Below are 22,406 nucleotides of genomic sequence, written 5' to 3'. Positions count from 1 at the left end.
GCATGACAAACACACCGCAAACCAAGACTGGCATTTCGCGCCGCTCGCTACTCAAGACTGGCGCCGCCGCCGTCGGCCTCGCCGCCGGCTCCGGCGTCATCACCGGCTTCCCGACCATCTGGGCGCAGTCCAACATCACGCTGCGCCAGTTCGGCACCGGCGTGTCGAACCTCAACGCCATCGCCGACAAGTGCAAGGCCGACCTCGGCATCACGCTTGAGATGACGGCGACCGATTCCGACGCAGCCGCCCAGCGCGCCGTGACGCAACCGGACAGCTACGACATCGCCGACATCGAATACTGGATCTGCAAGAAGGTATTCCCGAGCGGCGTGCTGCAGCCGATGGATGTCAGCAAGCTGAAATACTACGACGAGCTGGTGCCGCTGTTCAAAACCGGCAAGCTCACCCCCGATAGCGTCATCGCCCAGGGCACCGCGCCGCACACGGTCGGCTATGTCGAGGCGCAGGACTCAAAGACCTTCGCCAAGGCGCCGACCAACTGGTTCACCATGGTGCCGACGATCTACAACGCCGACACGCTGGGCATCCGCCCCGACCTCGTCGGCCGCGACATCACCACCTGGGCCGACATCATGGACCCGGCCTTCAAGGGCAAGACCGCCATTCTCAACATCCCGTCCATCGGCATCATGGATGCGGCCATGATCATGGAGGCCACCGGCAACATCAAATATGCCGACAAGGGCAACATGACCAAGGAAGAAATCGACAAGACGATCGACTTCCTGATCAAGGCCAAGCAGGCCGGCCAGTTCCGTGCCTTCTGGAAGTCGTTCGACGAGAGCGTCAACCTGATGGCGTCGGGCGAAGTGGTCATCCAGTCGATGTGGTCGCCGGCCGTCGCCGCCGTGCGCTCCAAGGGCATCGCCTGCCGCTTCCAGCCGCTCAAGGAAGGCTACCGCTCATGGGGCGGCGGCCTTGGCCTCGCCGCCCATCTCAAAGGCGCCGAGCTCGACGCGGCTTACGAATACATCAACTGGTACACGTCGGGCTGGGTCGGCGGCTATCTCAATCGCCAAGGCTACTATTCGGCCAACATGGTCTCGGCCAAGAAGTTCATGTCCGAGGACGAATGGGGCTACTGGATCGAGGGCAAGCCGGCCAAGGGCGAGATCAAGGCGCCCGACGGCACCGTCATGGAAAAGGCCGGCGCCGTGCGCGACGGCGGCTCGTTCGAGGAACGCATGGGCAAGGTCGCCTGCTGGAACTCGGTCATGGACGAGGACCGCTACATGGTGAAGCGCTGGAACGAGTTCATCGCGGCGTAAAGCGGACGCGTTCACTATGATGTTGCGATCCTTCGCGCCCCCCTCTGTCCTGCCGGACATCTCCCCCACAAGGGGGGAGATTGGCAGCTTCATGGCCGGCTCAGCAACGTTGGAGATTGGCGAAGGCAGTTATGAGAGTTCAATCTCCCCCCACGTGGGGGAGATGTCCGGCAGGACAGAGGGGGGCGCGAAGGATTGCGAGTCATCACGATCGCGCGGAGGATTTTCCACATGACCGTCGCGCTCGAGCGCCCCGCAATCGCAGCCGCCACATCTGGCAAGCGGCGCCGCTTGTCACTCAGTGCCGTCGCGCCCTATCTCCAATCGGCACCGCTGGCACTCATCCTCGGCGGGTTCCTGCTTCTGCCCATCATCATGATCGCCGTCGTGTCCTTCTGGGATTACGACTTCGCCGCCATGTATCCGGATTTCCTGACGACGAACTATTCCGACGTGCTTGGCTCCTGGGTGACGTGGAAGACCTATCTCAACACCATCAAATTCGCTGCCATCGTCTGGGCGCTGACCTTGTTCATCGGCTTCTGGGTCGCCTATTTCCTCGCCTTCCACATCCGCACCACGGCTATGCAGATGGTGCTTTTCTTGGTCTGCACCGTACCGTTCCTGACCTCCAACATCATCCGCATGATCTCGTGGATCCCGGTGCTCGGCCGCAACGGGCTGATCAACTCGACGCTGGTGCAACTGGGGCTGGTGCCAAAACCCATCGAATGGCTGCTCTATTCCGAATTCGCTGTCGTGCTCGCCATGGTGCATCTCTACACGCTGTTCATGGTGACGCCGATCTTCAACACGCTGATGCGTATCGACCGCTCGTTGTTCGAGGCCGCGCGCGATGCCGGCGCTTCCGGCTGGCAGGTGCTGTGGAACGTCGTCATTCCGCTGGCCAAGCCCGGCATGGCGATCGGCACCATCTTCGTCGTCACCTTGGTGATGGCCGATTTCTCCACCGTGCAGGTGATGTCGGGCGGCCAGAGCGCATCGGTGGCGCTGATGATGAAAAACCAGATGTCGCTGCTGCAATATCCCGCCGCCGCCGCCAACGCCGTGGTGCTGCTGGTGTTGGTGCTGCTGATGGTCGCCGGCATCCTGCGCATCGTCGACATCCGCAAGGAGCTTTGAGGTGAGCCGCGAAAAACGCACCCTCGAATTCTACGCGCTGGCGGCCTTCTTCACGCTGTTCGTCCTGTTCCTCTACGGCCCGCTGTCGGCGATCCTGATCCTGTCCTTCCAGGGCGAGACCGGCGGCCTCACCTTCCCGCTCAATGGCGTGTCGCTGCACTGGTTCGCCAATCTGTTCGAGCGCCAGGCGGTCGGTGATTTCGGCGGCAGCTTCAAGCGCTCACTGGTGCTCGGCCTGATGGTGATGGTCGTCACCCTTGTGGTGTCGCTGCTGGCGGGGCTTGCTTTCCGGCAGAAATTTCGCGGCGCCACCGCATTGTTCTATCTGGCGGTCGCCAGCCTCGTCGTACCCTCGATCATCATTTCGCTGGGCATCGGCGTCGTCTTCCAGCAGATCGGCTTCCGCCCGGCCTGGTACACGTCAGCCTTCGGCGCGCATCTGACCTGGACCCTGCCGTTCGGTGTGCTCATCATGTTCGCCGTCTTCAACCGCTTCTCCCCGGCCTACGAGGAAGCCGCGCGTGACCTGGGCGCCTCGTCCTGGCAGACCTTTGCCCATGTCGTGCTGCCGATGATCGCGCCAAGCCTGATCGGCGTCGGCCTGTTCGGTTTCACGCTGTCCTATGACGAGTTCGCCCGCACGCTGATGACGTCGGGCACCTTCAACACGCTGCCGCTCGAGATCTACGGCATGACCACCAATGTCACGACGCCGGTGCTTTACGCCCTGGGCACGGTGACCACCGTGTTCTCTTTCCTGGTGATCCTGGCGACATTGGGCGCCATCCTCTATGTCGGCCGCCGCCGGGCGAGAACGTGATCGTGCAAATACTGGTTGTGAACCCCAACACGACGGCGAGCATGACCGAGACGATCGCGGCGGCCGCGCGCGGCGTCGCCGGCGCCGGAACAGAGGTGGTGGCCGTCACCTCCTCCATGGGTCCGGCGTCTATCGAGGGCTATTATGACGAGGCTTTGGCCGTGCCCGGTCTTTTGATGGAGATCGCCGCCGGCGAACGTGCCGGGGCGCAGGCCGCCATCATCGCCTGCTTCGACGATACCGGCCTGGATGCGGCACGCGCCATGGCCTCCATTCCGGTCATCGGAATCTGTGAGGCCGCACTCAGTGTCGCCTCCTACATTGCCCAGCGCTTCACAGTCGTAACGACCACCGAACGCTCGCGTGTCCCTGTCGAGGGGCTGGTGCAGCGCTACGGCATGGCCGGGCGCGCCCGCGTGCGCGCCGCGGACATTCCCGTGCTCGCCCTCGAAGACACGACATCCGGCGCGGTCGAGAAACTGCGCGCCGAGATCGCCCGCGCCATCGAGGAGGACCGAGCAGAGGCCATCGTGCTCGGCTGCGCCGGCATGGCCGACCTGGCCCATCGGTTGCAGGAGGAATTCGACCTGCCGGTCATCGACGGCGTCGGCGCGGCGGTCAAGCAGGCCGAGGCGTTGATCGCACTGGGGCTCTCAACCTCGAAGCGCGGCGCCTATGCCAGCCCGCTGGCCAAGCCCTATCGCGGCGTGCTGAAATCCTTCTCGCCCGGAACGATCGCCGCGGAGTGAGCCATGAAGCCGACCATCCGTGCACTGTCGCTGCAAGAACTGGCTGTTCTTATCGACTGGGCTGCCGCCGAAGGCTGGAACCCCGGCCTTGACGATGCCGCCGCGTTTCAGCCAACCGACCCTGAAGGCTTCATCGGCGCCTTCGTCGGCAACGAGTTGGTCGCCGCCATCTCGTCTGTCGCCTATGGCAGTAGTTTCGGTTTCATCGGTCTCTACATCTGCCGACCAGATATGCGCGGCCAAGGCCATGGCAAAGCGGTCTGGAGCGCCGGCATGGCCAGACTGGCCGGCCGAACAGTCGGCCTCGATGGCGTCGCAGCGCAGTTGGCCAACTACCGGCGTAAGGGATTCAGGCCGGCTTACGAAACCATCCGCTTCAGCGGCCGTACCGCGATCCCGTCCATCCGAAGCGAAGGGGTGCGGGTGATAAGCACGCAACTCGTGCCTGACATCATCGCCTATGACGCCCAATGCTTCCCCGCACCTCGGCGAGCCTTCCTGCACCGTTGGTCGCAACCACCGCATGTCGGGTTCGCCGCGATCAGTTCACTCGGCACCATCGGTTACGCCGTGGCTCGTCCCTGCCGTTCGGGTTACAAGATCGGCCCGCTGTTTGCCGACGACACCGAGACGGCGATGCAACTGTTGGGCAGTCTGGCTGGCGCATGCCAAGGCGGCGACCTGCATATCGACGTTCCAGCCGGCAATAGCGATTTCACTGCGGCGCTTACGGCGATTGGTTTCACGCCGACCTTTTCCACCACCCGCATGTACAAAGGCCCGCCTCCGAAGGTCGACTCGCGCCGAACATTTGGCGTGACGACCCTGGAGCTAGGGTAGATCCCGGCGCAGCCTGACAGGCCTGGCCAGGCGCGTGCGCTTCTTCATACCGCGCAGCTGAGAGCTTTGGTTTTGGAAACCGGCGAGCAACGGACGACCGGCTTTGCAAGAAATCGGTGGGGCAAGAAACTGGCAGGCGCCGCCTAAGTAGAAGTGTCGGATGACTCAGGCGGCGCTACGTCGTCCCGGCACGGGGTTTCCCGGCGTCTCATGGCCAATCGGTGTCACCAGAGTGAGATCGGGATAGCCGCTTTCGATCAGCTTGACGGCGGCCTGCGCCACCTCGTCGTCGGCTTGCAGCATGGAGAGAAAGACCTCGGTGCTGTCGCCGACCAGTCGGCTGATGCCGTGCGCGTCGGCCGGTCCGCATTCGACAATGACCAGATCATAAGCGGTGGTCAGCGACTGCATGATGATCGGCAGACGGTCGGCGGCGCGCATAGCGCGGACCGGATCGGCGGTGCCGACGGGAACGACATGGCAGTCGGAATAGAGGTCGGCGTGGATGACGTCGCTGAACTGCGCTTCCGATGCCAGCAGATTGGTGATGCCGGGAAACAGCCCGCTGTCCAGCATCGGTCGCGAAGCAGCGCCCGATGCAGTCAGGTCGAGCAGCAGCACGCGCAGGCCGGCGTCGGAGACTTCGCGCGCCACCAGCACGGCCGAGGCCGCAGCCTCGTCGCCTTCAGGCGAGACGAAGATGGCGCGCGCGGCACCACTGGCGATCAGCTTTTCCGCCGCCTTCTCGACATCGATTTCGCCAAGGCTGGAGCGTACCGGTTGGGGTTCGGGGTCTGCGACCACTGGTTCTTCCAGCGCTGGTTCTTCCAGTGCTGTGGGAGCCGACTCTGGGACCGCTTTCGGCTCCAGTTCAGCTTCCATGTCCGCCGGTCGGTCTTCCGCCTCGTCGACCGCAGCCGCCGGTTCCGGCTCGACGACCGGCGCCGACGCGACTGGCATGGCAACCTGTTCGATGCGCTCGTATCGGGCGCCAGGCGCCGGACGCATGGCGCGGCCCGAAAACAGCTCCTGCAGAAGCGTGATGATCGACATCAGCAGCAGCGAGCCGACGAAAGCGGCGCCGACGATCGGGACCAGTTTGGGGAAATAGGGCTCCGAAGGCACGCGCGCCTCGGAAAACACGCTGGCATCGACCGGCAGATAGTTCTTGCGCGAGGACACCTCGCGGAAACTTGTCATATAGGATTCAAGCTGCTGGCGCCGGACGTTCGCCTCACGCTGCAGCGCATCCAGCTGGACCTGCTCCTCGCCGGCGCGCGACGACGCCGCCTTCAGCTTGTTGACGTCCGATATCAGCTGGTTTTCGCGTGCCTGGGCGGTCTGCGCCTGGGTCAGCAATCCGCGCATGATTTTTTGCGCCTCGTTGCGGATCTGGCCGTCGAGATCGGCAAGCTGCGATCGCATCGCCCGCAGGCGCGGATGGTTGTCGAGCAAGGTGGTGGAGAGATCGGCGATGTTGGTCCTGAGCTCGATCTGACGCTCACGCAGCCGCTGGATCAGATCGGAAGAAAGCACTTCGGGTACAGCGTCCAGCGAGCCGCCATTCTGCAAAGCCTGGCGCACCCTTTCGGCCGTCGCCTCGGCCGAGGCGCGGTTGGCGCGCACACGCGACAGTTCGGTCGACAGTTCGGACAATTGTTGTGTCGCCAGCACCGAATTGTTGCCGCCCATCAGCAGGTCCGACTGGGCAGAGCGGAAGGCCGCTACCTTGGCTTCGGCATCCCTGACCTGCTTCTGCAACTCATCGATCTCCGGCCCCAGGAAGGCGGTCGCGGCGGCGTTCGACTTGGTCTTGGCATCCGCCTGGTAGGCCAGGTAGCGGGCGGCAATGGCGTTCGGAATGTCGGCGGCAAGCTTGGGATCTTCCGAGGAAAATTCGATGGCGATGGCGCGCGTCTTTTCCACGCCATAGACGTTGAGCTTGTCGCGCATCTTCATCAGCACGCGCTCTTCAAGCGGAATTTCTTGCGGGTCGCTCTTCAGCCCGGCAATGACCAGAAGCCGGCTCACCGGCGACATGCCGAGCGCATCGTTGAACTCGGGCTTGTCGCCCAGATTCAGATCTTCAGCCACCTTGTTGAGAATGTCGGACGAGGAAATGACCTGGACCTCGGTTGCTACACCTTCCGCATCGAGCACGGGTTTGTCGTCGTCATTGGTGCCGGCAGGCCGGGTATAGGCCGATTCGCTCAACTGGATTTTCAGCTGCGTCGTCGCCTTGTAATGCGGCGTGGCAAGCCAGGCGAAGGCGAAGGCAAGACCGGTGACGATGAGCGTGACCAAGAGGATGCGCAGCCAGTTCCTCGCCAGGCTGGCGAAGAGCTGTCTCAGGTCGACATCGACATCTGCGGCCGCGGACTGAACGGACATGCATTCCTGCTCCGGAACATGAGTCTAGGAAGTACCGTAAACAACTATGGTAACTCAGGCGTTAAGATGGCGGTAAGCAGCCGTTAGGGTTTGCTGCCGGCGAGTAAACAAAGGCCGTGAAACTACTCGGCTTTTTGTCGATTGCCGCCAAATCGGCCGCGTCCCTTTACCGGCCATTAACCCTAACAGGATGATAACCAACCCAGATCCTTAAGGTTTGCCGCCGCGCCATGGCGGCCACAGCGACGAAGGTATGTGTCCGATCATGAAAAGCGCTGCTGGTCTGTTTCGCGCTCTGCTGGCCGTGTCGATGCTCGCCGGCTGCTCCAGCTACCGGCCGACGCCGGCGGCCTTCCACGAAGTGCTCGACCAGCCCTACCGGCTCGGCGCCGGCGACCGCGTCCGCGTCACCGTGTTCGAGCAGGACGGGCTGACCAACACCTACAGCGTCGACCAGTCCGGCTACATGTCCTTCCCGCTGGTCGGCGCCGTGCCGGCACGTGGCCACACGGCCCAGCAGCTGGAAAAGGAGATCGCCGACAAATTGCGCCAAGGCTATCTGCGCGATCCCGACGTGTCCGTCGAGATCGACCGCTACCGGCCGATCTTCGTCATGGGCGAAGTGGGTGCGGCTGGCCAGTATTCCTATGTCCCGGGCCTGACCGTGCAGAAGGCGATTGCTATTGCCGGCGGCTTCTCGCCGCGCGCCAACCAGGAAAGCGTCGACATCACCCGCGACATCAACGGCAAGGTGATGACCGGCAGGGTGGTCACCTCCGACCCCTTGCTGCCTGGCGATACCGTTTACGTTCGCGAACGCCTGTTCTGACATCAACGTGGCGGACCAACTCAGGATCGTCCACTGCTTTCGCTCACCCGTCGGCGGGATCTTCCGACATGTGCGCGACCTGACGGAGGCACAACTTGCCGCCGGGCACGTCGTGGGCATCGTCTGCGATTCGACCACAGGCGGCGAATACGAGGAACGCCTGTTCGACCAGATGAAGGACAGCCTGGTGCTGGGTATCCACCGCACACCAATGCAGCGCCATGTCGGGCCGGGCGACCTCGCCTCTGCATGGCGCACCTACAGAATCATCAAGGAATTGCGGCCGGACGTATTGCATGGACATGGCGCCAAGGGTGGTGCCTATGCCCGTCTGTTCGGCTCATTGTTGCGGGTATCAAGGTCTCGCGTAGCCCGCCTTTATTCGCCGCATGGTGGCTCCCTCCACTATGACGAAACGACGACGACCGGAAAGCTGTTCTTCGCGCTGGAGCGCTTCATGGCGCGCTTCACCGACTGCCTGCTGTTCGTCTCCGACTATGAGCGGCGCACCTATCGCAGGAAGGTCGGCGAGCCGCCGATCCCGAACACGCTGGTCTACAACGGCCTGCGCGCCGCCGAGTTCGAGCCGGTGGTGACGGCGCCCGACGCTGCCGATCTGCTCTACATCGGCATGATGCGCGACCTTAAAGGGCCCGACATCTTCATCGAGGCACTGGCGCTGGCAGGCCCCCAGCTTGAGCGTCGCCTGACCGCGGTCATGGTCGGCGATGGCGACGACCTGCCGCGCTACCACGCGCAGGTGAAGCGACTGGGGCTGGAAAAACAGGTCCGCTTCCTGCCACCAATGCCGGCCCGGGAAGCCTTTGCGATGGCCCAGCTGGTCGTCGTGCCGTCGCGCGCGGAAGCCATGCCCTACATCGTGCTGGAGACGCTGGCAGCCGGTAGGCCGATGATTGCGACCGCTGTCGGCGGTATCCCCGAAATTTTTGGTGAAGACTCCCCTGCCCTGATCCGTCCTGATCCGCGCCAACTCGGCGACAAGATGCGTGAGGCGCTGGGCGACTTCGACGCCTATCGACGCGTCATGCCCGATACCGCCAGCCTCAAGGCGCGCTTCGGCGTCGATGTGATGGCCGCTGCCATCGAAAAGGCCTATTTCGCCGCGCTTAGCAAATAGCTACTTCCCGAAACCACAGGTTGTCTCAAGGTTTTTTTAGCTCTCTTTCTGCTATGGTCATGGCGGAAGCTTGTGGGAAACCCGATGAACGAGACCGACCCCACGCGCCGCTTCTCAGCCGATGCGGTGCGCAAATTCGACGGTCCTGCCGAGCCCCCTTCGCCCGGCGGCATGAACAGTGTCGCCCGCCAGGTCGCCTCGCAGTACAGGCGGGATACGATGTCGCCGGTCATGGTCAGCGGCGTGCTGCGCATCGTTGAATTCGCCTTGCTGTTCCTGTCGGGGCTCGTGCTCTACTTTTATTTTGTCGGCTTCTTCACTTACCTCGCCTGGCAATATCCGCTGACCATCGCCGCCGCCTCGTTCGTGGCCGTGGTTCTGCTCGACGTCTCCGACTGCTACCAGATCTCCGCCTTGATGCGGCCGATCTCCAACCTCGGCCGCGTGCTGATGGTCTGGGCCGGCACCTTCGCGCTGATGGCGCTGACGGCCTTCATCATGAAGATGTCGGAGGATTATTCACGCCTGCTGTTCGGCACATGGTTCGTTGTCGGCCTGCTTCTGCTGTTCGGCCTCAGGCTGGTGATGTCGAAGCTGATCCGGCGCTGGGCGCGCGACGGCCGCATGGAACGCCGCGCCGTCATCGTCGGCGGCGGCAAGGCGGCCGAGATGCTGATCCGCTCGGTCGAAAAGCAGCCCTACAACGACATCCGCATCTGCGGCATCTTCGATGACCGCGGCGACAAGCGCTCGCCGCCGATCGTGGCCGGCTATCCCAAGCTCGGCACCATTTCGGAGCTGATGGAATTCGCCCGCATCGCGCGCATCGACATGCTGATCGTGTCGTTGCCGCTGACTGCCGAAACGCGCGTGCTGCAGTTGCTGAAGAAACTCTGGGTGCTGCCGGTCGACATCCGGCTGTCGGCGCATTCGAACGCGCTGCAGTTTCGCCCGCGCGCCTATTCCTACATCGGCTCGGTGCCGATGCTCGACATCTTCGACAGGCCGATCAACGACTGGGATTCGGTCGCCAAGCGCGCCTTCGACATCGTCTTCTCGCTGATCGGCATCATCCTGTTTTCGCCGGTGATGCTGGTGACCGCCATTGCCATCAAGCTCGACAGCAAGGGGCCGGTGCTGTTCAAGCAGAAGCGGCACGGCTTCAACAACGAGATCGTCGAAGTCTACAAATTCCGCTCCATGTACACCGACCGCTCGGACCCGAGCGCCAAGCAGACGGTGACCAAGAACGATCCGCGCGTCACCCGCGTCGGCCGCTTCATCCGCAAGAGCTCGATCGACGAACTGCCGCAGTTCTTCAACTCGCTGTTCGGCTCGCTGTCGCTGGTCGGTCCGCGCCCGCATGCGATCGCCGCGCAGTCGCACAACCTTCTCTACAACGAGGTGGTCGACGGCTATTTCGCCCGCCACAAGGTCAAGCCCGGCGTCACCGGCTGGGCGCAGATCAACGGCTGGCGCGGCGAGATGGACACCAATGAAAAGATCCGCATGCGCACGGAGTACGACCTCTACTATATCGAGAACTGGTCGATGCTGTTCGATTTGCGCATCCTGATCCTGACGCCGCTGCGGCTGCTCAATACGGAAAACGCCTATTGAGCGCGATTTCCCATGAGGTGCCGCGGGCCGCGGTCAGCACGTTGCCGCCTTCGGTGGTCAACACGTTGCCGCCTTCGGTGGTCAACGCCAAGCTGATCGCATTGATATCTTCAGGCGCGGTGTTTCTTGGCGTCTTCCTCTCGGGCTTCGTCATCGACGAACCGGCGCCTTACGATCTCTTCATGGTCGGGCTGATCGGCGTGTGGGCGCTGTTTGGCCTGCGCATATCGCGCGCGGCCGTGCCGCTGCTGGTGCTGCTGATCGCGATGAACATCGGCGGCATGATTGCCATGACGCAGATGGCCGATCTCGCCAACACGCCGCTCTATCTCGCTGTGTCGCTGTTCCTCGCCTTCACCGCGGTGTTTTTCTCGTCGGTGACGGCGGTGCAGCCCGGCCTCTACCGGCTGATCTTCATCGCCTATGTCTTCTCCGCGGTGGCCACGGCGCTGCTCGGCATTGCTGGCTATTTCCACGTCTTCCCCGGCGCCGAGATCTTCACCAGATACGACCGTGCCCAGGGCGCCTTCCAGGATCCGAATGTGTTCGGGCCGTTCCTGGTGCTGCCCGGCATCTATCTGCTTTATCTCATGTTGACCGGGTCGATCGCGCGCATGCCGCTTTTGGCGGTGCCGCTTTTGATCATCACCGCCGGCATCTTCTTTTCCTTCTCGCGCGGCGCCTGGGGCATGTTCGCCGTCTCGGCGATCCTGCTCACCGGCGCGCTGTTCCTGCAGAGCAACAGTGGCAAGTTCCGGCTGCGCGTCGTCATCATGACCATCGCGGCTGTCGCGCTGCTGGTGGTCGCCATGATCGTCATCCTGCAACTGCCGGGCGTCAGCGAGATGTTTTCCAGCCGCGCCCAACTGGAACAGAGCTACGACACGGCCCGGCTTGGACGTTTTGCCCGCTACACAATCGGCTTCCAGATGGCGCTCGAGCATCCGCTCGGCATCGGTCCGCTGGTGTTCGGCACCATTTTTGGCGAAGACACGCATGACATCTGGCTGAAGACGCTGATGGACTATGGCTGGCTCGGCTTCGTCTCGTTCCTGTCGCTGACGCTGTGGACGATCGCTGCCGGCTTCCGCATCCTTTTGCGCGACCGGCCATGGCAGCCTTATCTGCTCTGCGCCTACGTCGCTTTCATCGGCAATATCGGGCTCGGCACCTTCATCGACATCGACCACTGGCGCCATCTCTACCTGCTGCTCGGCCTGATCTGGGGCGCGATCGCGCTGGAATACAGGCATCAGCGGGGGTTGCGGGCGGTGGCGCAGCCCATGCTAACCGAGTAATCCTGAAGGACAGGAATAGCCGCGCATGCCAATACCGGGCTGTGCAGGCCCCGCAGGCTTTGATCTGCTTGCTTCCAACCTGGTCAAATTGAGCACGGCTGCTGGCAGCGCATTTATGTTGTGATGGTGAGAAAACGTCGCTAAACGCGACTGACAAAATTCGAATTGAGTTGGCGTGCTTGCCAGGCTGGATAATGTTCGGCGCTGGTGGCGGCCACTAATCTGACGGGCCTGGTTATGCTGAGGGAAAGCTATTTCGAATTCATGCTGCGCTGGTACGCGTATCGCCGGTGGCACAGGCCGCCACGGCGTGTGCGGCAGGCTGAATACGATTTCCATCAGCTTATGAAAAAGCTTCCCGCCGATAGCCTGTTCATCGATCTCGGTGCCAATATTGGCGACGTCACGGGACATGTCCTTGCCTATGGGATGCGGGTGATTGCTTTCGAGCCTGACCCCGTTGCCCGCCAGGTTTTGACGAAAAGATTTAGCGACAACGATCGGGTAACAATCATTCCGAAAGCTGTCGGCGGATCAGCGCGAAAGGCCACATTCCATCAGAGGCCGGATGTCAGCGATCTCCGCAGGACCGAATCGTCGTCCCTGATTCAGACACATGAACACACGAACGGGAAAACCTTTGAAGTTGAAGTGGTTGACCTGGTGCAGTTCCTGCAAGGTCTCCATGAGCCGATCGCCATCGTCAAGATGGACATAGAAGGGGCCGAAGCGGAATGCATCGAAGCCATGCTGGATGCGGGCATTCATCGTTCGATTGGACAAATCCTGGTCGAGACACATGAACGGTTCTCGCCAGACCTGGCTGACCGGATCGGCAAGCTGCGGGGCCGGATCGCGCGCGAAGGCATCCGCAACATCAATCTGGATTGGAGTTAAGTTCCGGCTCGGCCTCGAACGTCCTTGCCGGGAGGGCATCAACCAGCGAGGCATAGACTTCACGAGGAAGATTGGCAGGAATGAATTGCGCCCGGCGGAGCGTTAGATTCTATCTTGCGATGCCGGCAACCTGCTCGGGGTATTGCACGGCCAACATCAAATTGTCAGCGTGGCCGGCAAAGATGCCGCTGACCTTTTCGGCATCGAACCTCGCCCTTCGTTTGCGCTTCTCATCGTTCAGCAAAATCCCGCTGATGGCGTCGAACTTGCGACCGAGATTCTTCAACAGGCCTCTCTTGACCGGCCAGCTACGGCTGAAGCGGCTGGCCCAGGGCGTGTCTTTCGCCAGATCGCGATAGATTGCCATGGCGTCGAGCTCGACCCCGATCGGCGGACGGTCCCAGGGCTTGCCCCATGCGAAGTGGCGGGCGTAGCACCGGCTGAAAGGAATCTGGCTGGTGTAGTTGGTCATCACGTTCCAGAATGGATGCATCGTCTGCCACCTGCCCTCGAAAGCCAGATTCAATGCGCCTTGATCCATCCCGTAGACCTGCTCGGACGCCAACTGCCGGGTACGCTCCAGAAGCCTCTCCTGCCTGATCAGCGGCATGTTGAACACCAGCACGCCGGCATTGAACTTCGGCGCCCCGGGCTGCATCGGCAGATGCTGTCGATATTTTACGTCGAAATAGGTCTGCTCATCGTGTGCGGCCAGCAGTGGAGCGTTGAGCGGGACATTGCTGAGGTCGGCTATCGATCGGTTGAAAAGTACATCGGCGTCTGAATAGGCGATGCGATCATATGGTTCGAATTCAGGCAACTGGTCGGCGAACAGCCTGATATAGGTCGCGAGAGTTGGGTGCGTTCCGCGGTTGAAGTTTGTCGCTTCCATGAATTTCGTGACATCCAGGATGCGAATCTTCCCACCGAGCAAATGCTCGCCGATCGCTCGGTCTTCGCTGGAGATGACACCGGTGTGCAAAATAAATCCGTCGATCTGGTCCGACACGTTCAACACGCGGCGCGCCGCCAGACTGGCATACGGGAAATATCTCTGGTCAGTGGCGAAAAAGAAACACGATTTTTGCGACATGCTACGACCTGTTGCCTGACCCATTCGCGGGAGCTCTGTTGGAGGTCTCAGGCGAAACCACCGAGTACTTCTGGAAACTGCACGGCCATCGCACCCGCATCAGCATGCTCGGCATATATCTTATGCACCTTGCTGCCGTCGTACCGTGCGCGCCGCCGATACCGATCCTTGTTCGGCAGCATCCCCATGATGCCGTCGAACCTGCGGGCGAACCGCCTCATGATGCCCCGCTCGAAGGGAATGCGCTGCCGGAACGGCTGAAGCCAAGGCGTATCCCTTGCCAGATCGCGCCAGACGGCAAGCGCCTCGGGCTCCACGTCGACCTGGTTCCCCCACGGCTTGCCGCCGGCGAAATGCCGCGCATAGGCCTGGGCGAACCGAAACTCCTTCGTATCGTTGGACATCAAATTCCAGTTCGGATGCATCGTCTGCCACTTGCCCTCGAAGATGATGTTCAGCGCGTTCTGATCGTTCATCTGCCCGGCAACGGCCACGTCCCTGGCGCGGTGCAAAAGTCCCTGTTCACGCACCGGCGGCATGTTGAAGACGATTATGCCGGCATTGAAGTAAGGTGCCCCCGGCTGCATCGACAATTTGTTCCGGTAGCCCGGGCGGAAATACATATAATCGTCGTGAGCGGCCAACAACGGAGCATGAAGTGTCTGGCCCACCAAGTCGCCGATATCTCGATTGAAGAGAACATCACAATCGACATGGGCGATGCGGTCATAGTCCGCGAACTGAGGCAGTTGGTCGGCGAAAAGCCGAACAAAAGTGCCGACATTGCTTGGCCGGAAAGTATGACCGGCCTGCGCAAACAACGCCGATACGTCCATTATGCGAAGGCGGTTCTTCAGCAGGCGGTCAGCAACACGCATATCGGCATCACGTGCGCCGACATGCAGGATGAAGCCTGGCGTTGCGTCTCCCGAAACGTCCAGAATTCTGCGCGCCGCCAAGCATGCATACGGAAAATAGTTGGCGTCAGCCGCCAGAAAAAAACAGGAATTTGCCACGCGCAACCCTTCTTATCGGTATTGGGCGAGCCATATCGCCTTGGCGTTGCGCCGACAAGGCCGGATGCCTGATGACTTTTCGGGTCCAACGCGCCGTTTTAGCGCTTGCACCATAACCCTTGAAAATATATGGCTTTGCGCGGTCCGGAGTGTAGCGCAGCCCGGTAGCGCACTTGACTGGGGGTCAAGGGGTCGTCGGTTCGAATCCGGCCACTCCGACCATTTTTTGACAGGACTTGCCCCCAAAGTCCCTTCTTCTCAAATCCCCCTCAACGATCTCTACTGACAAACATCAACCCATTCGGCGCCGACGATCTCGGCCATGCGCTGCGGGCTGAGTCGTACGGCGGCGTTGGTGGCGCCGGCGGCGGGGACGACTTCATCGAAGACACGCAGCGAGACGTCGCAATAGACCGGCAGCGGCGCCGGCAGGCCGAACGGGCAGACGCCGCCGACCGGATGGCTGGTAGTGGCGACAACCTCATTGGCGTCAAGCATGCGCGGCTTGCCGCCGAAGCGGTCCTTGAATTTGCGGTTGTCGAGCCTCGACATGCCGCCGGCCACGATCAGCATGGTCTGTTCGCCGACGCGCAGGCAGATGGTCTTGGCGATCTGCGCCGGTTCCACGCCGTGCGCTGCCGCTGCCAGCGCCACAGTCGCCGAACTCGCTTCGGTGACCAAAACTTCGACATCGGGCGCATGGGCAGCCAGAAAGGCACGCACGGTCTCAAGGCTCATCTCGCTATTTCTCCCCTGCCCAAGACGGGCAACAGACACTTGTTTTTCGCAGTTCCCAAGGGAGGCGCTACGCGCTTCCCGGAAACCGCTCACGCTTTTCCTGGAATTGCTCTCGCCACTCGAACATGAAAAAGCTCGCCAGGGCAAACCATGGCGAGCTTGTCGACAGACGCCTTGGCGTCGCTGTTATGAAACGGACCGGTTTTCCACAGGCGCTGTTGGCGCCGGGGCGTCGATCAGGGCCGTTTCCGGCAATTGCAATGCTGCGGCGATCCGGCGAAGTTTCGACGGATCGGTGTCCTTGCCGCTCTCTATGTCGGCAATCTCGCTGGTCGACAGACCGCAGGTCAGGGAAAGCTCTTCAATACTGTATCCCTTTGTTTCCCGGATGGCTTTAAGGCCGGGATGCTCAAGCGCAACATCGGCCGCCAGCCTGGAGAAGGGTTCGTGTCTTGCATTTTGGGGCATTGGCAACTCCATGGGCTAAAGAGTTTTGGATCAAATGATAGGGTGTTGCCTGAGAGCCGGGACAATGCCCGCTCAAGGGCGATTTGCCAAGACCCAAACCGACCGTCACGGCATCGTGAACCGGCGTCAAAATCGCTGGCGCCAGGCACATATGGGATCTCCGCCCCGATCCTCCCAATCAAGTTCTTTTGAAGGGTTGCACGCCGAAGTGTTCAGCGGTTTCGGGCCGCTCGCGCGTTAGCCTGATGTCGCTGGCAACCGCATCGGGCCAGCTTTCCCCAAGAGGATCATACCCATGACATTGAAGACATCAGCCATTGTGCTCGCCACGATCTCAGGCCTCGCCTGCGCCAGCCTGGTCGAGGCGCAAGCCGCCGACGCCGTGCGCATTCGTGGCACCGTTACCGCCTTTGCCGGATCAACGCTGACGGTGAAGACCCGAGAAGGCGCCACCGACGCCATCGCGCTGGCTGACGGCTGGAAGATTTCCGGTGTCGCCAAGGCGGACGCCGGGGATATCAAACAAGGCGATTTCCTCGGAATCGCCTCGGTTTCAAAGGCCGATGGCGGCAGCGGCGCGCTGGAGGTGGTGATCTTCCCGGCTGCGCTCAAAGGCACCGGCGAAGGCGACCGTCCGTGGGATCTCGAGCCCAACAGCCGGATGACCAACGGCACGGTTGCCGATGTCACCGAGATTGCGGGCCGCTCGGTGACGCTGACCTACGACAATGGTCAGAAGAAGCAGATCGCGATCCCGCAGACGACACCGGTGGTGACCTTCGCTCCGGCGACACCGGCCGACCTTCAGCCCGGTGCCGTGGTGTTCGTCAACGCCGAGCGTGGCAGCGACGGCACGCTGACTTCCGGCCGGGTCGTGGTTGGCAACAACGGCATCGTTCCGCCGATGTGAGCGGTTGCTGCGCCTGCGAAGGCGCCAGACACAATCCAGAAACAAAATTCTACAGTCGGGAAAAACTGTCGAAAAATTCGGAGGCGATAGTCATGGCTGCGGGGTTCACGTCACCGATCTTGCCCGGTGGCGGTCAAATTCAGCCCGCGCAGAAAAGGAAACGAAGTCATGAAGAAGTCCCTCCTGTCGGCTCTCGGGCTCGCTTTCGCCCTGGCTGTCTCGCTGCCGATTATCGGCGCCAGCAGCGCGGACGCAGCTCCGATGGCGAAGAAGCATCACCACCACCATCATCATCACTACAAGCATCACAAGAGGCATCACCGCCATCATCACCACCACCACCATCACCACAAGATGGTGGAAGCCAAGAAGGCCTGAGCCGGCTGACTTGCGCGATGGGAAGGTTGGCCTTGGAGTCCTCGCCAATGCCGCCTTCCCATTGGTTTTTCCCATGCGGGCGTGGCAAGGTGGCGGCAGGGTTCGATGACGCCCATGCGCCCGCGCGAGCAACCACAGTGCAGCCCAACGAACTGACCAGGGGCAAGGCCGAGGCAGCACAGGGGTTGCGACCTGCAGGACGCCGCGGGTGTCTCAGTGTCGCCGAAACCCGCTAGGATGGCGCCGCGAACGCGAGCACGATCGCGATCAAAATCAACAGCGGTCCCATCCATTTGAAATGCTTCGCGACCTGCAGCCACCACGGCTGCTGACCCGGCTGAGCCTGAAAAGGACTTTGGAGCAGTCCAAAGCCAACGCCTGTCATCCACAGCCCGACGCAGAACATGATGAACTCATCGATGTAGTTTGCGATCACGCGCCGCCTCCTGCGCCGATATCTTTGGATTGGGGTTATAGCCGCAGCCGGATGGGGCAGTAAGTGCGGTGCCAAGGTGGCGACAATGACTGCTGCCGCCACCTGACAAGAGCCGGACGGTCTTGGCCGGCCATTTTCCAAGGATTCTGGCAAATTTAACAATGAGATTGCCCATGACCGAGGTGCAAAACCTCCCGTGAGGTCGCCGTTTATTCGGCGGCAGGCTGTGGAACCTGGGATATACGGGGCATGATACCGCCTGGATAATTTATGCTATGGGGACAAGTGCGGGTCGATCGGTCCGCTTGCCGGCCTGACAGGGATTTTCCTGAGAGGTATCCCTCATGAAGGCCACCATCGCGGCCAGACACCGACTCGTTCTGGCTGTTGCGCGCCTGCTCATCACGCTTCGCCACCCGGCCCTGGTGGTTCGATTCGTCATGAAACTGGGCTATCTGCCCAATCCGGCCGCGCCTGAGAGCTATCATGAGCTGGTACTGTGGCGAAAAATCTTCGACCGCAATCCGCTGTTCGTGACCCTGACCGACAAGCTCGCTGCCAAGGCTCATATAAGCAGCGCCTGCCCCGAACTGGCCTTACCACGGACGCTGTGGTCCGGGCGCGACGCCATAGACATTCCTCTCAACCTGCTGGCCGGCGATGTCGTCGTCAAGACCAACCACGGCTGCGCGATGAACATATTCGTTGCCGGTGGCGACCCCGGTCGCGGCTTCATCGTCGCCAAGGCGAGGCACTGGCTGAGAAAGCGCTATGGCCGTCGCGATGGCGAGTGGGCCTATTGGCCTGTCGTTCGCACCGTGTTCGTGGAAGAGCGGCTGGCGCTCGCCGGCGCCAGGATCGCGACCGACATCAAGGTGCATGTCTGCGGCGGCGCGGTGACGCATGCCTGGGTCGAGGACAAGGTCGCAAAGCGCTCACTGCTTCTCGATCGGCACTCCAATCCGGTACCCGGGCGCGATCCGGATTATCCGCGCGAGGATCAGGCGGTGTCGGTCAATGCGCAGCTTCTCGACTATGTCCGTCAGGCGGTATCGATCGCCCCTGTCATCGCCGGCGACCTCGACTACATCCGCATCGACTTTCTGGTCACCGATTATCGCCTCTACGCCGGCGAGATCGTCGTCTATCCCGGCGCCGGCTATGGCACCACCACCAATCCCGCGTTCGCCGGCGAAATCGAGCGGCTCTGGCGGCTCGATCGGTCGCATTATCTGCAGCGGCGGCACAGCGGCCTGGCGCGCGTCTACGCCAGCGCACTTCACGCCAAATGCATGATCCATGTCGGCCGTTCCCGCCAGGCGACGGCTGTTGGCGAAGGCTAAAAATCGCCGCCGCGAAAAAACGCGAAGAAAATTCGAACCACGCATGAACCTTTGTTCTGGGCGCCGCACTAACCCGGCATGGACGCCAAGAAGGCGATCCCCAACCCAGAAGGACGCCATGATGGCGATCCTCGATCCAGAGAAGGAAATGCTCAAATGACCAACTTCAAGCGCATCACGCTCGCCGCGGCTTTCGTCGTCTCGGCCTTCGGCTCGGCTTCGCTTTCGACCTCGGCTTTCGCCGGCGGCACGCATCCCACGGGCGACGGCGGCGCGGTTTGCAAGGGCGCCGGCCATTGCCTGGTGCTCTCGATCGAGTGCAAGGGCACCTATACCGACGCCACCGACAAGAACGGCACGGTCTATGGCAAGTGCAGCCAGACCGCGCAGGTTTCGCCGCAGGGCAAGATCAAGCTCGCTAAGTAATCGGCCGCGGATCAGGGAAATGGCGGCCGTCCACGTGACGGCCGCCATTTCCTTTTATTTTCCTGGAATTGCTCTAGCGCCGGCTGAGCAACAGGCTGGCGACCAGACCTACCACCACCAACCCGACAGCAGCCGCCGTCGCCGGATGATCGCGCGCCGTCTTTTCGATCGCCCTGCTCTGCTTCCTGATTGCCGGCAGCGCGTCGCTGATGCGGTCGGCAAGCTGCCCATAATAGTCCGACGCGGCATCGCGCCCGTCCTCGTAGTAAGCGCCGCCGCGTTTGGCCACGACTTTGCGCAAGGCGGCAAGCTCCTTGGAAAGGGTCGCGACCTGCTTTTCGAGATCAAGATCGGAGAGGGTCGAAAACGAAACCATGATTGTTTTCCTTCTTTTCAGAGAAGGCCAAACGCATGGCCGCAGAACCGGTTCCGATTTTGCTTGGGCCTGTCAATCGCCTAGAGGTTTAGCGCACCTGGTCGAGCAGGCGCTTGCACTCCAGGAGGTCGAACAGCGCCTCCTGCAGCAAGGCGCGGTTGTCGCGTGACAGTTTGGATGCGCCGGGCTGGACCGGACCTTCCTCCTCGGTCTTGCCCAGGCCGAAAAAACGGCGGCTGGGTTTTACCTTGGGCTGGCCGACCAGCATCTCGTCATCCATGCCGCGCGGCTGCGCTGCCGGCGTCAGCGGCACCTGATCGGCCTGCTTGCGCTGCGAGATCGCCTCGACGGCAGCCATGTCGCCATTGCCGATGGCGACGAGGAAATGGTTGCCGTTCTCGCGCAGCAGTTTTTGCACGCCCTTGATCGTGTAGCCCTGGTCGTAGAGCATGTGGCGGATGCCCTTGATCAGTTCGACATCCTGTGGCCGGTAATAGCGACGGCCGCCGCCGCGCTTCATCGGCTTGATCTGGTTGAAACGGGTTTCCCAGAAGCGCAGCACGTGCTGCGGCAGATCGAGATCCTCCGCAACCTCGCTGATGGTGCGGAAAGCGTCGGGGCTCTTGTCCATGGGCGAAATCCTCACGCTGGACGGCGATCCGGCTCATTGTGCCGAATCGAGCTTTATTTCAGCGGTTTATGAAACAACATTCAAGCCCGGCGTCAAAGAGGACCACCGTTTTCAACCAGCGTCGTGCATCCTTGACGCAATCCCGGACGGAAAACCGCTTCACACTTTTCCTGGAATTGCTCCGGAGCCTATTTGCTGCCCTTGGCCTTGCTGTTCTGGTGGGAGCGTAAGATGCGGCTCTTCAGCACGTTCGACGACTTGAAGGTCATCACCCGGCGCGGCAGGATCGGCACTTCCTCGCCGGTCTTCGGGTTGCGCCCGATGCGCTCATTCTTCGAGCGGACGTGGAACGTCGCAAAGGACGATAACTTCACCGTCTCGCCGCGAACGATCGCTTCGCAAATCTCATCCAGAACCGCTTCGACAAGCTCAGCCGATTCCGTGCGCGACAAACCGACCTTGCGGTAAACAGCTTCGGCAAGGTCGGCGCGCGTAAGTGTCTTTCCCCCCATGCGACCGTCCCATCAGCTCAAAAACATAAATCGATACAAGCAAAGGCAGAGCCTAAGTAATTGATCCGGCAAGGTCAAGGACCGAACCAGCCAGTTCGGCACTTACCAGCGGACCAGAACCGCGCCCCAGGTGAAACCTCCGCCCATCGCCTCGAGCAGCACCAGATCACCCTTCTTGATGCGGCCGTCGGCGACCGCCACTGAGAGAGCCAGCGGCACGGAAGCAGCCGAGGTGTTACCGTGCAAATCGACGGTGACCACCACCTTTTGTTCAGCAATCCCGAGCTTCCTGGCCGAAGCGTCAATAATGCGTTTATTGGCCTGGTGCGGCACGAACCAGTCGAGGTCGTCGGCGGTGATGCCGGCCTGCGAAAACGTTGCCTCGATGACGTCGGTGATCATGCCGACAGCGTGCTTGAACACTTCGCGGCCCTCCATCCTGAGATGCCCGACCGTGCCGGTGGTCGACGGGCCGCCATCGACGAACAGCTTGTCCTTGTGGACGCCGTCGGAGCGCAGGCTCATCGCCAGCACGCCACGGTCGGCAATGCCGCCGGTGCCTTCATCCGCTTCCAGCACCAGCGCACCCGCGCCGTCACCGAACAGAACGCAGGTCGAGCGATCGCTCCAGTCGAGGATGCGCGAAAACGTCTCCGCGCCGATCACCAGCACGCGCTTGGCGAGGCCGCCTCTGATGTAGAGGTCGGCGGTGGTCACCGCATACACGAAACCCGAGCACACCGCCTGCATGTCGAAGGCGAAGCCGTGATGCATGCCGAGCCGGTGCTGGATCTCGACGGCGGTCGCCGGAAAGGTGTTGTTGGGCGTCGATGTCGCCAGCACGATCAGGTCGATGTCGGCGGGCGTCAGGCCGGCGCTGTCGAGCGCGGCGCGCGCAGCGGCCTCGCCGAGCGATGCCGTCGTCTCGTCATCAGCGGCGATATGGCGCTGGCGGATGCCGGTGCGCTGGGCAATCCACTCATCGGAGGTCTCGACCATGCCTTCGAAGTCGGCATTCTTCATGATGCGGCGGGGCAGCGCGGCACCGGTGCCGCGCACGAC

General features: G+C 61.8%; 24 protein-coding genes and 1 tRNA gene. 15 read left to right on the top strand and 10 right to left on the bottom strand.

Going from position 1 to position 22,406, the window contains the following annotated elements; translation table 11 throughout:
• The first annotated feature begins 2 nt into the window (after nt 1-2).
• From AC1DZ8_RS15935 to AC1DZ8_RS15915, 5 genes are all read left to right on the top strand, one after another.
• Nucleotides 3-1,292: an ABC transporter substrate-binding protein gene (locus tag AC1DZ8_RS15935; RefSeq protein WP_112561348.1), complete on the top strand. Its 1,290-nt coding sequence runs from the start codon at nt 3-5 to the stop codon at nt 1,290-1,292.
• Between the two features lie 231 nt (nt 1,293-1,523).
• Nucleotides 1,524-2,435, top strand: a complete 912-nt coding sequence (locus AC1DZ8_RS15930; protein ID WP_477401182.1) for an ABC transporter permease — start codon at nt 1,524-1,526, stop codon at nt 2,433-2,435.
• 1 nt (nt 2,436) lies between these two features.
• Entirely contained in the window at nt 2,437-3,255 is an 819-nt protein-coding gene (locus AC1DZ8_RS15925) for an ABC transporter permease (RefSeq protein ID WP_477301613.1), read from the top strand.
• Between the two features lie 2 nt (nt 3,256-3,257).
• A complete protein-coding gene (locus AC1DZ8_RS15920) occupies nt 3,258-4,004 on the top strand; it encodes an aspartate/glutamate racemase family protein (RefSeq protein WP_477301615.1) in 747 nt (248 codons plus the stop codon).
• Between the two features lie 3 nt (nt 4,005-4,007).
• On the top strand, nt 4,008-4,844 hold the full coding sequence (locus AC1DZ8_RS15915) for a GNAT family N-acetyltransferase (protein ID WP_477301617.1): 837 nt from the start codon (nt 4,008-4,010) through the stop codon (nt 4,842-4,844).
• A gap of 165 nt (nt 4,845-5,009) precedes the next feature.
• Here AC1DZ8_RS15915 and AC1DZ8_RS15910 read toward each other — a convergent pair whose 3' ends face one another.
• Entirely contained in the window at nt 5,010-7,235 is a 2,226-nt protein-coding gene (locus AC1DZ8_RS15910; RefSeq protein ID WP_477301619.1) for a GumC family protein, read from the bottom strand.
• 265 nt (nt 7,236-7,500) lie between these two features.
• On the opposite strand from AC1DZ8_RS15910, the gene AC1DZ8_RS15905 reads away from it, so the two are divergent.
• From AC1DZ8_RS15905 to AC1DZ8_RS15885, 5 genes are all read left to right on the top strand, one after another.
• Nucleotides 7,501-8,064 carry a polysaccharide biosynthesis/export family protein gene (locus tag AC1DZ8_RS15905; RefSeq protein WP_112561792.1) on the top strand — a complete coding sequence of 188 codons (564 nt, stop codon included), beginning with the start codon at nt 7,501-7,503 and terminating at the stop codon, nt 8,062-8,064.
• Nucleotides 8,065-8,071: 7 nt separating this feature from the next.
• Nucleotides 8,072-9,202, top strand: coding sequence for a glycosyltransferase (locus tag AC1DZ8_RS15900; protein ID WP_477301621.1), 1,131 nt, complete (start codon nt 8,072-8,074; stop codon nt 9,200-9,202).
• Nucleotides 9,203-9,286: 84 nt separating this feature from the next.
• Entirely contained in the window at nt 9,287-10,822 is a 1,536-nt protein-coding gene (locus AC1DZ8_RS15895) for an undecaprenyl-phosphate glucose phosphotransferase (RefSeq protein ID WP_477301623.1), read from the top strand.
• A complete protein-coding gene (locus AC1DZ8_RS15890; protein WP_477301625.1) occupies nt 10,819-12,120 on the top strand; it encodes an O-antigen ligase family protein in 1,302 nt (433 codons plus the stop codon). The genes AC1DZ8_RS15895 and AC1DZ8_RS15890 overlap by 4 nt, the downstream gene beginning before the upstream one ends.
• 237 nt (nt 12,121-12,357) lie before the next feature.
• On the top strand, nt 12,358-13,017 hold the full coding sequence (locus AC1DZ8_RS15885) for an FkbM family methyltransferase (RefSeq protein WP_477401178.1): 660 nt from the start codon (nt 12,358-12,360) through the stop codon (nt 13,015-13,017).
• Between the two features lie 109 nt (nt 13,018-13,126).
• Here the strand turns inward: AC1DZ8_RS15885 and AC1DZ8_RS15880 are convergent, their stop codons facing one another.
• Together AC1DZ8_RS15880 and AC1DZ8_RS15875 are read right to left on the bottom strand one after the other, a co-directional pair.
• Nucleotides 13,127-14,110, bottom strand: a complete 984-nt coding sequence (locus tag AC1DZ8_RS15880; protein ID WP_477301629.1) for a glycosyltransferase family 8 protein — start codon at nt 14,108-14,110, stop codon at nt 13,127-13,129.
• Nucleotides 14,111-14,157: 47 nt separating this feature from the next.
• The gene (locus AC1DZ8_RS15875) at nt 14,158-15,126 is read right to left on the bottom strand and encodes a glycosyltransferase family 8 protein (RefSeq protein ID WP_477301631.1); all 969 of its coding nucleotides are present in this window, start codon (nt 15,124-15,126) and stop codon (nt 14,158-14,160) included.
• Between the two features lie 145 nt (nt 15,127-15,271).
• On the opposite strand from AC1DZ8_RS15875, the gene AC1DZ8_RS15870 reads away from it, so the two are divergent.
• Nucleotides 15,272-15,348 (top strand) — tRNA-Pro (locus AC1DZ8_RS15870).
• A gap of 57 nt (nt 15,349-15,405) precedes the next feature.
• Here the strand turns inward: AC1DZ8_RS15870 and AC1DZ8_RS15865 are convergent.
• Both AC1DZ8_RS15865 and AC1DZ8_RS15860 read right to left on the bottom strand, forming a co-directional pair.
• On the bottom strand, nt 15,406-15,864 hold the full coding sequence (locus AC1DZ8_RS15865; RefSeq protein ID WP_477301633.1) for a YbaK/EbsC family protein: 459 nt from the start codon (nt 15,862-15,864) through the stop codon (nt 15,406-15,408).
• Between the two features lie 186 nt (nt 15,865-16,050).
• Nucleotides 16,051-16,332, bottom strand: coding sequence for a helix-turn-helix domain-containing protein (locus AC1DZ8_RS15860; protein ID WP_477301635.1), 282 nt, complete (start codon nt 16,330-16,332; stop codon nt 16,051-16,053).
• A gap of 295 nt (nt 16,333-16,627) precedes the next feature.
• On the opposite strand from AC1DZ8_RS15860, the gene AC1DZ8_RS15855 reads away from it, so the two are divergent.
• Both AC1DZ8_RS15855 and AC1DZ8_RS15850 read left to right on the top strand, forming a co-directional pair.
• Entirely contained in the window at nt 16,628-17,242 is a 615-nt protein-coding gene (locus AC1DZ8_RS15855) for a hypothetical protein (protein WP_477301637.1), read from the top strand.
• 168 nt (nt 17,243-17,410) lie between these two features.
• Entirely contained in the window at nt 17,411-17,620 is a 210-nt protein-coding gene (locus AC1DZ8_RS15850) for a hypothetical protein (RefSeq protein WP_477301639.1), read from the top strand.
• A gap of 232 nt (nt 17,621-17,852) precedes the next feature.
• Here the strand turns inward: AC1DZ8_RS15850 and AC1DZ8_RS15845 are convergent, their stop codons facing one another.
• Entirely contained in the window at nt 17,853-18,056 is a 204-nt protein-coding gene (locus AC1DZ8_RS15845) for a hypothetical protein (protein WP_477288985.1), read from the bottom strand.
• 344 nt (nt 18,057-18,400) lie between these two features.
• On the opposite strand from AC1DZ8_RS15845, the gene AC1DZ8_RS15840 reads away from it, so the two are divergent.
• Together AC1DZ8_RS15840 and AC1DZ8_RS15835 are read left to right on the top strand one after the other, a co-directional pair.
• Entirely contained in the window at nt 18,401-19,399 is a 999-nt protein-coding gene (locus AC1DZ8_RS15840; RefSeq protein WP_477301641.1) for an ATP-grasp fold amidoligase family protein, read from the top strand.
• A 156-nt stretch (nt 19,400-19,555) separates the two neighbouring features.
• The gene (locus AC1DZ8_RS15835; RefSeq protein WP_477301643.1) at nt 19,556-19,825 is read left to right on the top strand and encodes a hypothetical protein; all 270 of its coding nucleotides are present in this window, start codon (nt 19,556-19,558) and stop codon (nt 19,823-19,825) included.
• A 73-nt stretch (nt 19,826-19,898) separates the two neighbouring features.
• On the opposite strand, the gene AC1DZ8_RS15830 is transcribed toward AC1DZ8_RS15835, so the two are convergent.
• The 4 genes from AC1DZ8_RS15830 to AC1DZ8_RS15815 all read right to left on the bottom strand — a co-directional run bounded on the left by AC1DZ8_RS15830 (nt 19,899) and on the right by AC1DZ8_RS15815 (nt 22,403).
• The gene (locus AC1DZ8_RS15830) at nt 19,899-20,201 is read right to left on the bottom strand and encodes a hypothetical protein (protein ID WP_477301645.1); all 303 of its coding nucleotides are present in this window, start codon (nt 20,199-20,201) and stop codon (nt 19,899-19,901) included.
• A gap of 88 nt (nt 20,202-20,289) precedes the next feature.
• Nucleotides 20,290-20,832 (bottom strand): MerR family transcriptional regulator, encoded by a 543-nt coding sequence (locus AC1DZ8_RS15825; protein ID WP_142868005.1) that lies wholly within the window; start codon nt 20,830-20,832, stop codon nt 20,290-20,292.
• Between the two features lie 188 nt (nt 20,833-21,020).
• A complete protein-coding gene (locus AC1DZ8_RS15820) occupies nt 21,021-21,344 on the bottom strand; it encodes an integration host factor subunit alpha (protein WP_477242842.1) in 324 nt (107 codons plus the stop codon).
• Nucleotides 21,345-21,446: 102 nt separating this feature from the next.
• Nucleotides 21,447-22,403 (bottom strand): beta-ketoacyl-ACP synthase III, encoded by a 957-nt coding sequence (locus AC1DZ8_RS15815; RefSeq protein ID WP_477401174.1) that lies wholly within the window; start codon nt 22,401-22,403, stop codon nt 21,447-21,449.
• Nucleotides 22,404-22,406: the final 3 nt, after the last annotated feature.

It is taken from the genome of Mesorhizobium sp. P2_F7 (assembly GCF_056403695.1).
This window is presented reverse-complemented; position numbering and strand designations above follow the sequence as displayed.

What these genes read in the sequence shown, in the direction of transcription:
- AC1DZ8_RS15935 (WP_112561348.1), top strand. Translation starts at nt 3, where the DNA reads ATGACAAACACACCGCAAACCAAGACTGGCATTTCGCGCCGCTCGCTA.
- AC1DZ8_RS15930 (WP_477401182.1), top strand. Translation starts at nt 1,524, where the DNA reads ATGACCGTCGCGCTCGAGCGCCCCGCAATCGCAGCCGCCACATCTGGC.
- AC1DZ8_RS15915 (WP_477301617.1), top strand. Translation starts at nt 4,008, where the DNA reads ATGAAGCCGACCATCCGTGCACTGTCGCTGCAAGAACTGGCTGTTCTT.
- AC1DZ8_RS15910 (WP_477301619.1), bottom strand. Translation starts at nt 7,235, where the DNA reads ATGTCCGTTCAGTCCGCGGCCGCAGATGTCGATGTCGACCTGAGACAG.
- AC1DZ8_RS15905 (WP_112561792.1), top strand. Translation starts at nt 7,501, where the DNA reads ATGAAAAGCGCTGCTGGTCTGTTTCGCGCTCTGCTGGCCGTGTCGATG.
- AC1DZ8_RS15895 (WP_477301623.1), top strand. Translation starts at nt 9,287, where the DNA reads ATGAACGAGACCGACCCCACGCGCCGCTTCTCAGCCGATGCGGTGCGC.
- AC1DZ8_RS15885 (WP_477401178.1), top strand. Translation starts at nt 12,358, where the DNA reads ATGCTGAGGGAAAGCTATTTCGAATTCATGCTGCGCTGGTACGCGTAT.
- AC1DZ8_RS15880 (WP_477301629.1), bottom strand. Translation starts at nt 14,110, where the DNA reads ATGTCGCAAAAATCGTGTTTCTTTTTCGCCACTGACCAGAGATATTTC.
- AC1DZ8_RS15865 (WP_477301633.1), bottom strand. Translation starts at nt 15,864, where the DNA reads ATGAGCCTTGAGACCGTGCGTGCCTTTCTGGCTGCCCATGCGCCCGAT.
- AC1DZ8_RS15860 (WP_477301635.1), bottom strand. Translation starts at nt 16,332, where the DNA reads ATGCCCCAAAATGCAAGACACGAACCCTTCTCCAGGCTGGCGGCCGAT.
- AC1DZ8_RS15855 (WP_477301637.1), top strand. Translation starts at nt 16,628, where the DNA reads ATGACATTGAAGACATCAGCCATTGTGCTCGCCACGATCTCAGGCCTC.
- AC1DZ8_RS15850 (WP_477301639.1), top strand. Translation starts at nt 17,411, where the DNA reads ATGAAGAAGTCCCTCCTGTCGGCTCTCGGGCTCGCTTTCGCCCTGGCT.
- AC1DZ8_RS15840 (WP_477301641.1), top strand. Translation starts at nt 18,401, where the DNA reads ATGAAGGCCACCATCGCGGCCAGACACCGACTCGTTCTGGCTGTTGCG.
- AC1DZ8_RS15835 (WP_477301643.1), top strand. Translation starts at nt 19,556, where the DNA reads ATGACCAACTTCAAGCGCATCACGCTCGCCGCGGCTTTCGTCGTCTCG.
- AC1DZ8_RS15830 (WP_477301645.1), bottom strand. Translation starts at nt 20,201, where the DNA reads ATGGTTTCGTTTTCGACCCTCTCCGATCTTGATCTCGAAAAGCAGGTC.
- AC1DZ8_RS15825 (WP_142868005.1), bottom strand. Translation starts at nt 20,832, where the DNA reads ATGGACAAGAGCCCCGACGCTTTCCGCACCATCAGCGAGGTTGCGGAG.
- AC1DZ8_RS15820 (WP_477242842.1), bottom strand. Translation starts at nt 21,344, where the DNA reads ATGGGGGGAAAGACACTTACGCGCGCCGACCTTGCCGAAGCTGTTTAC.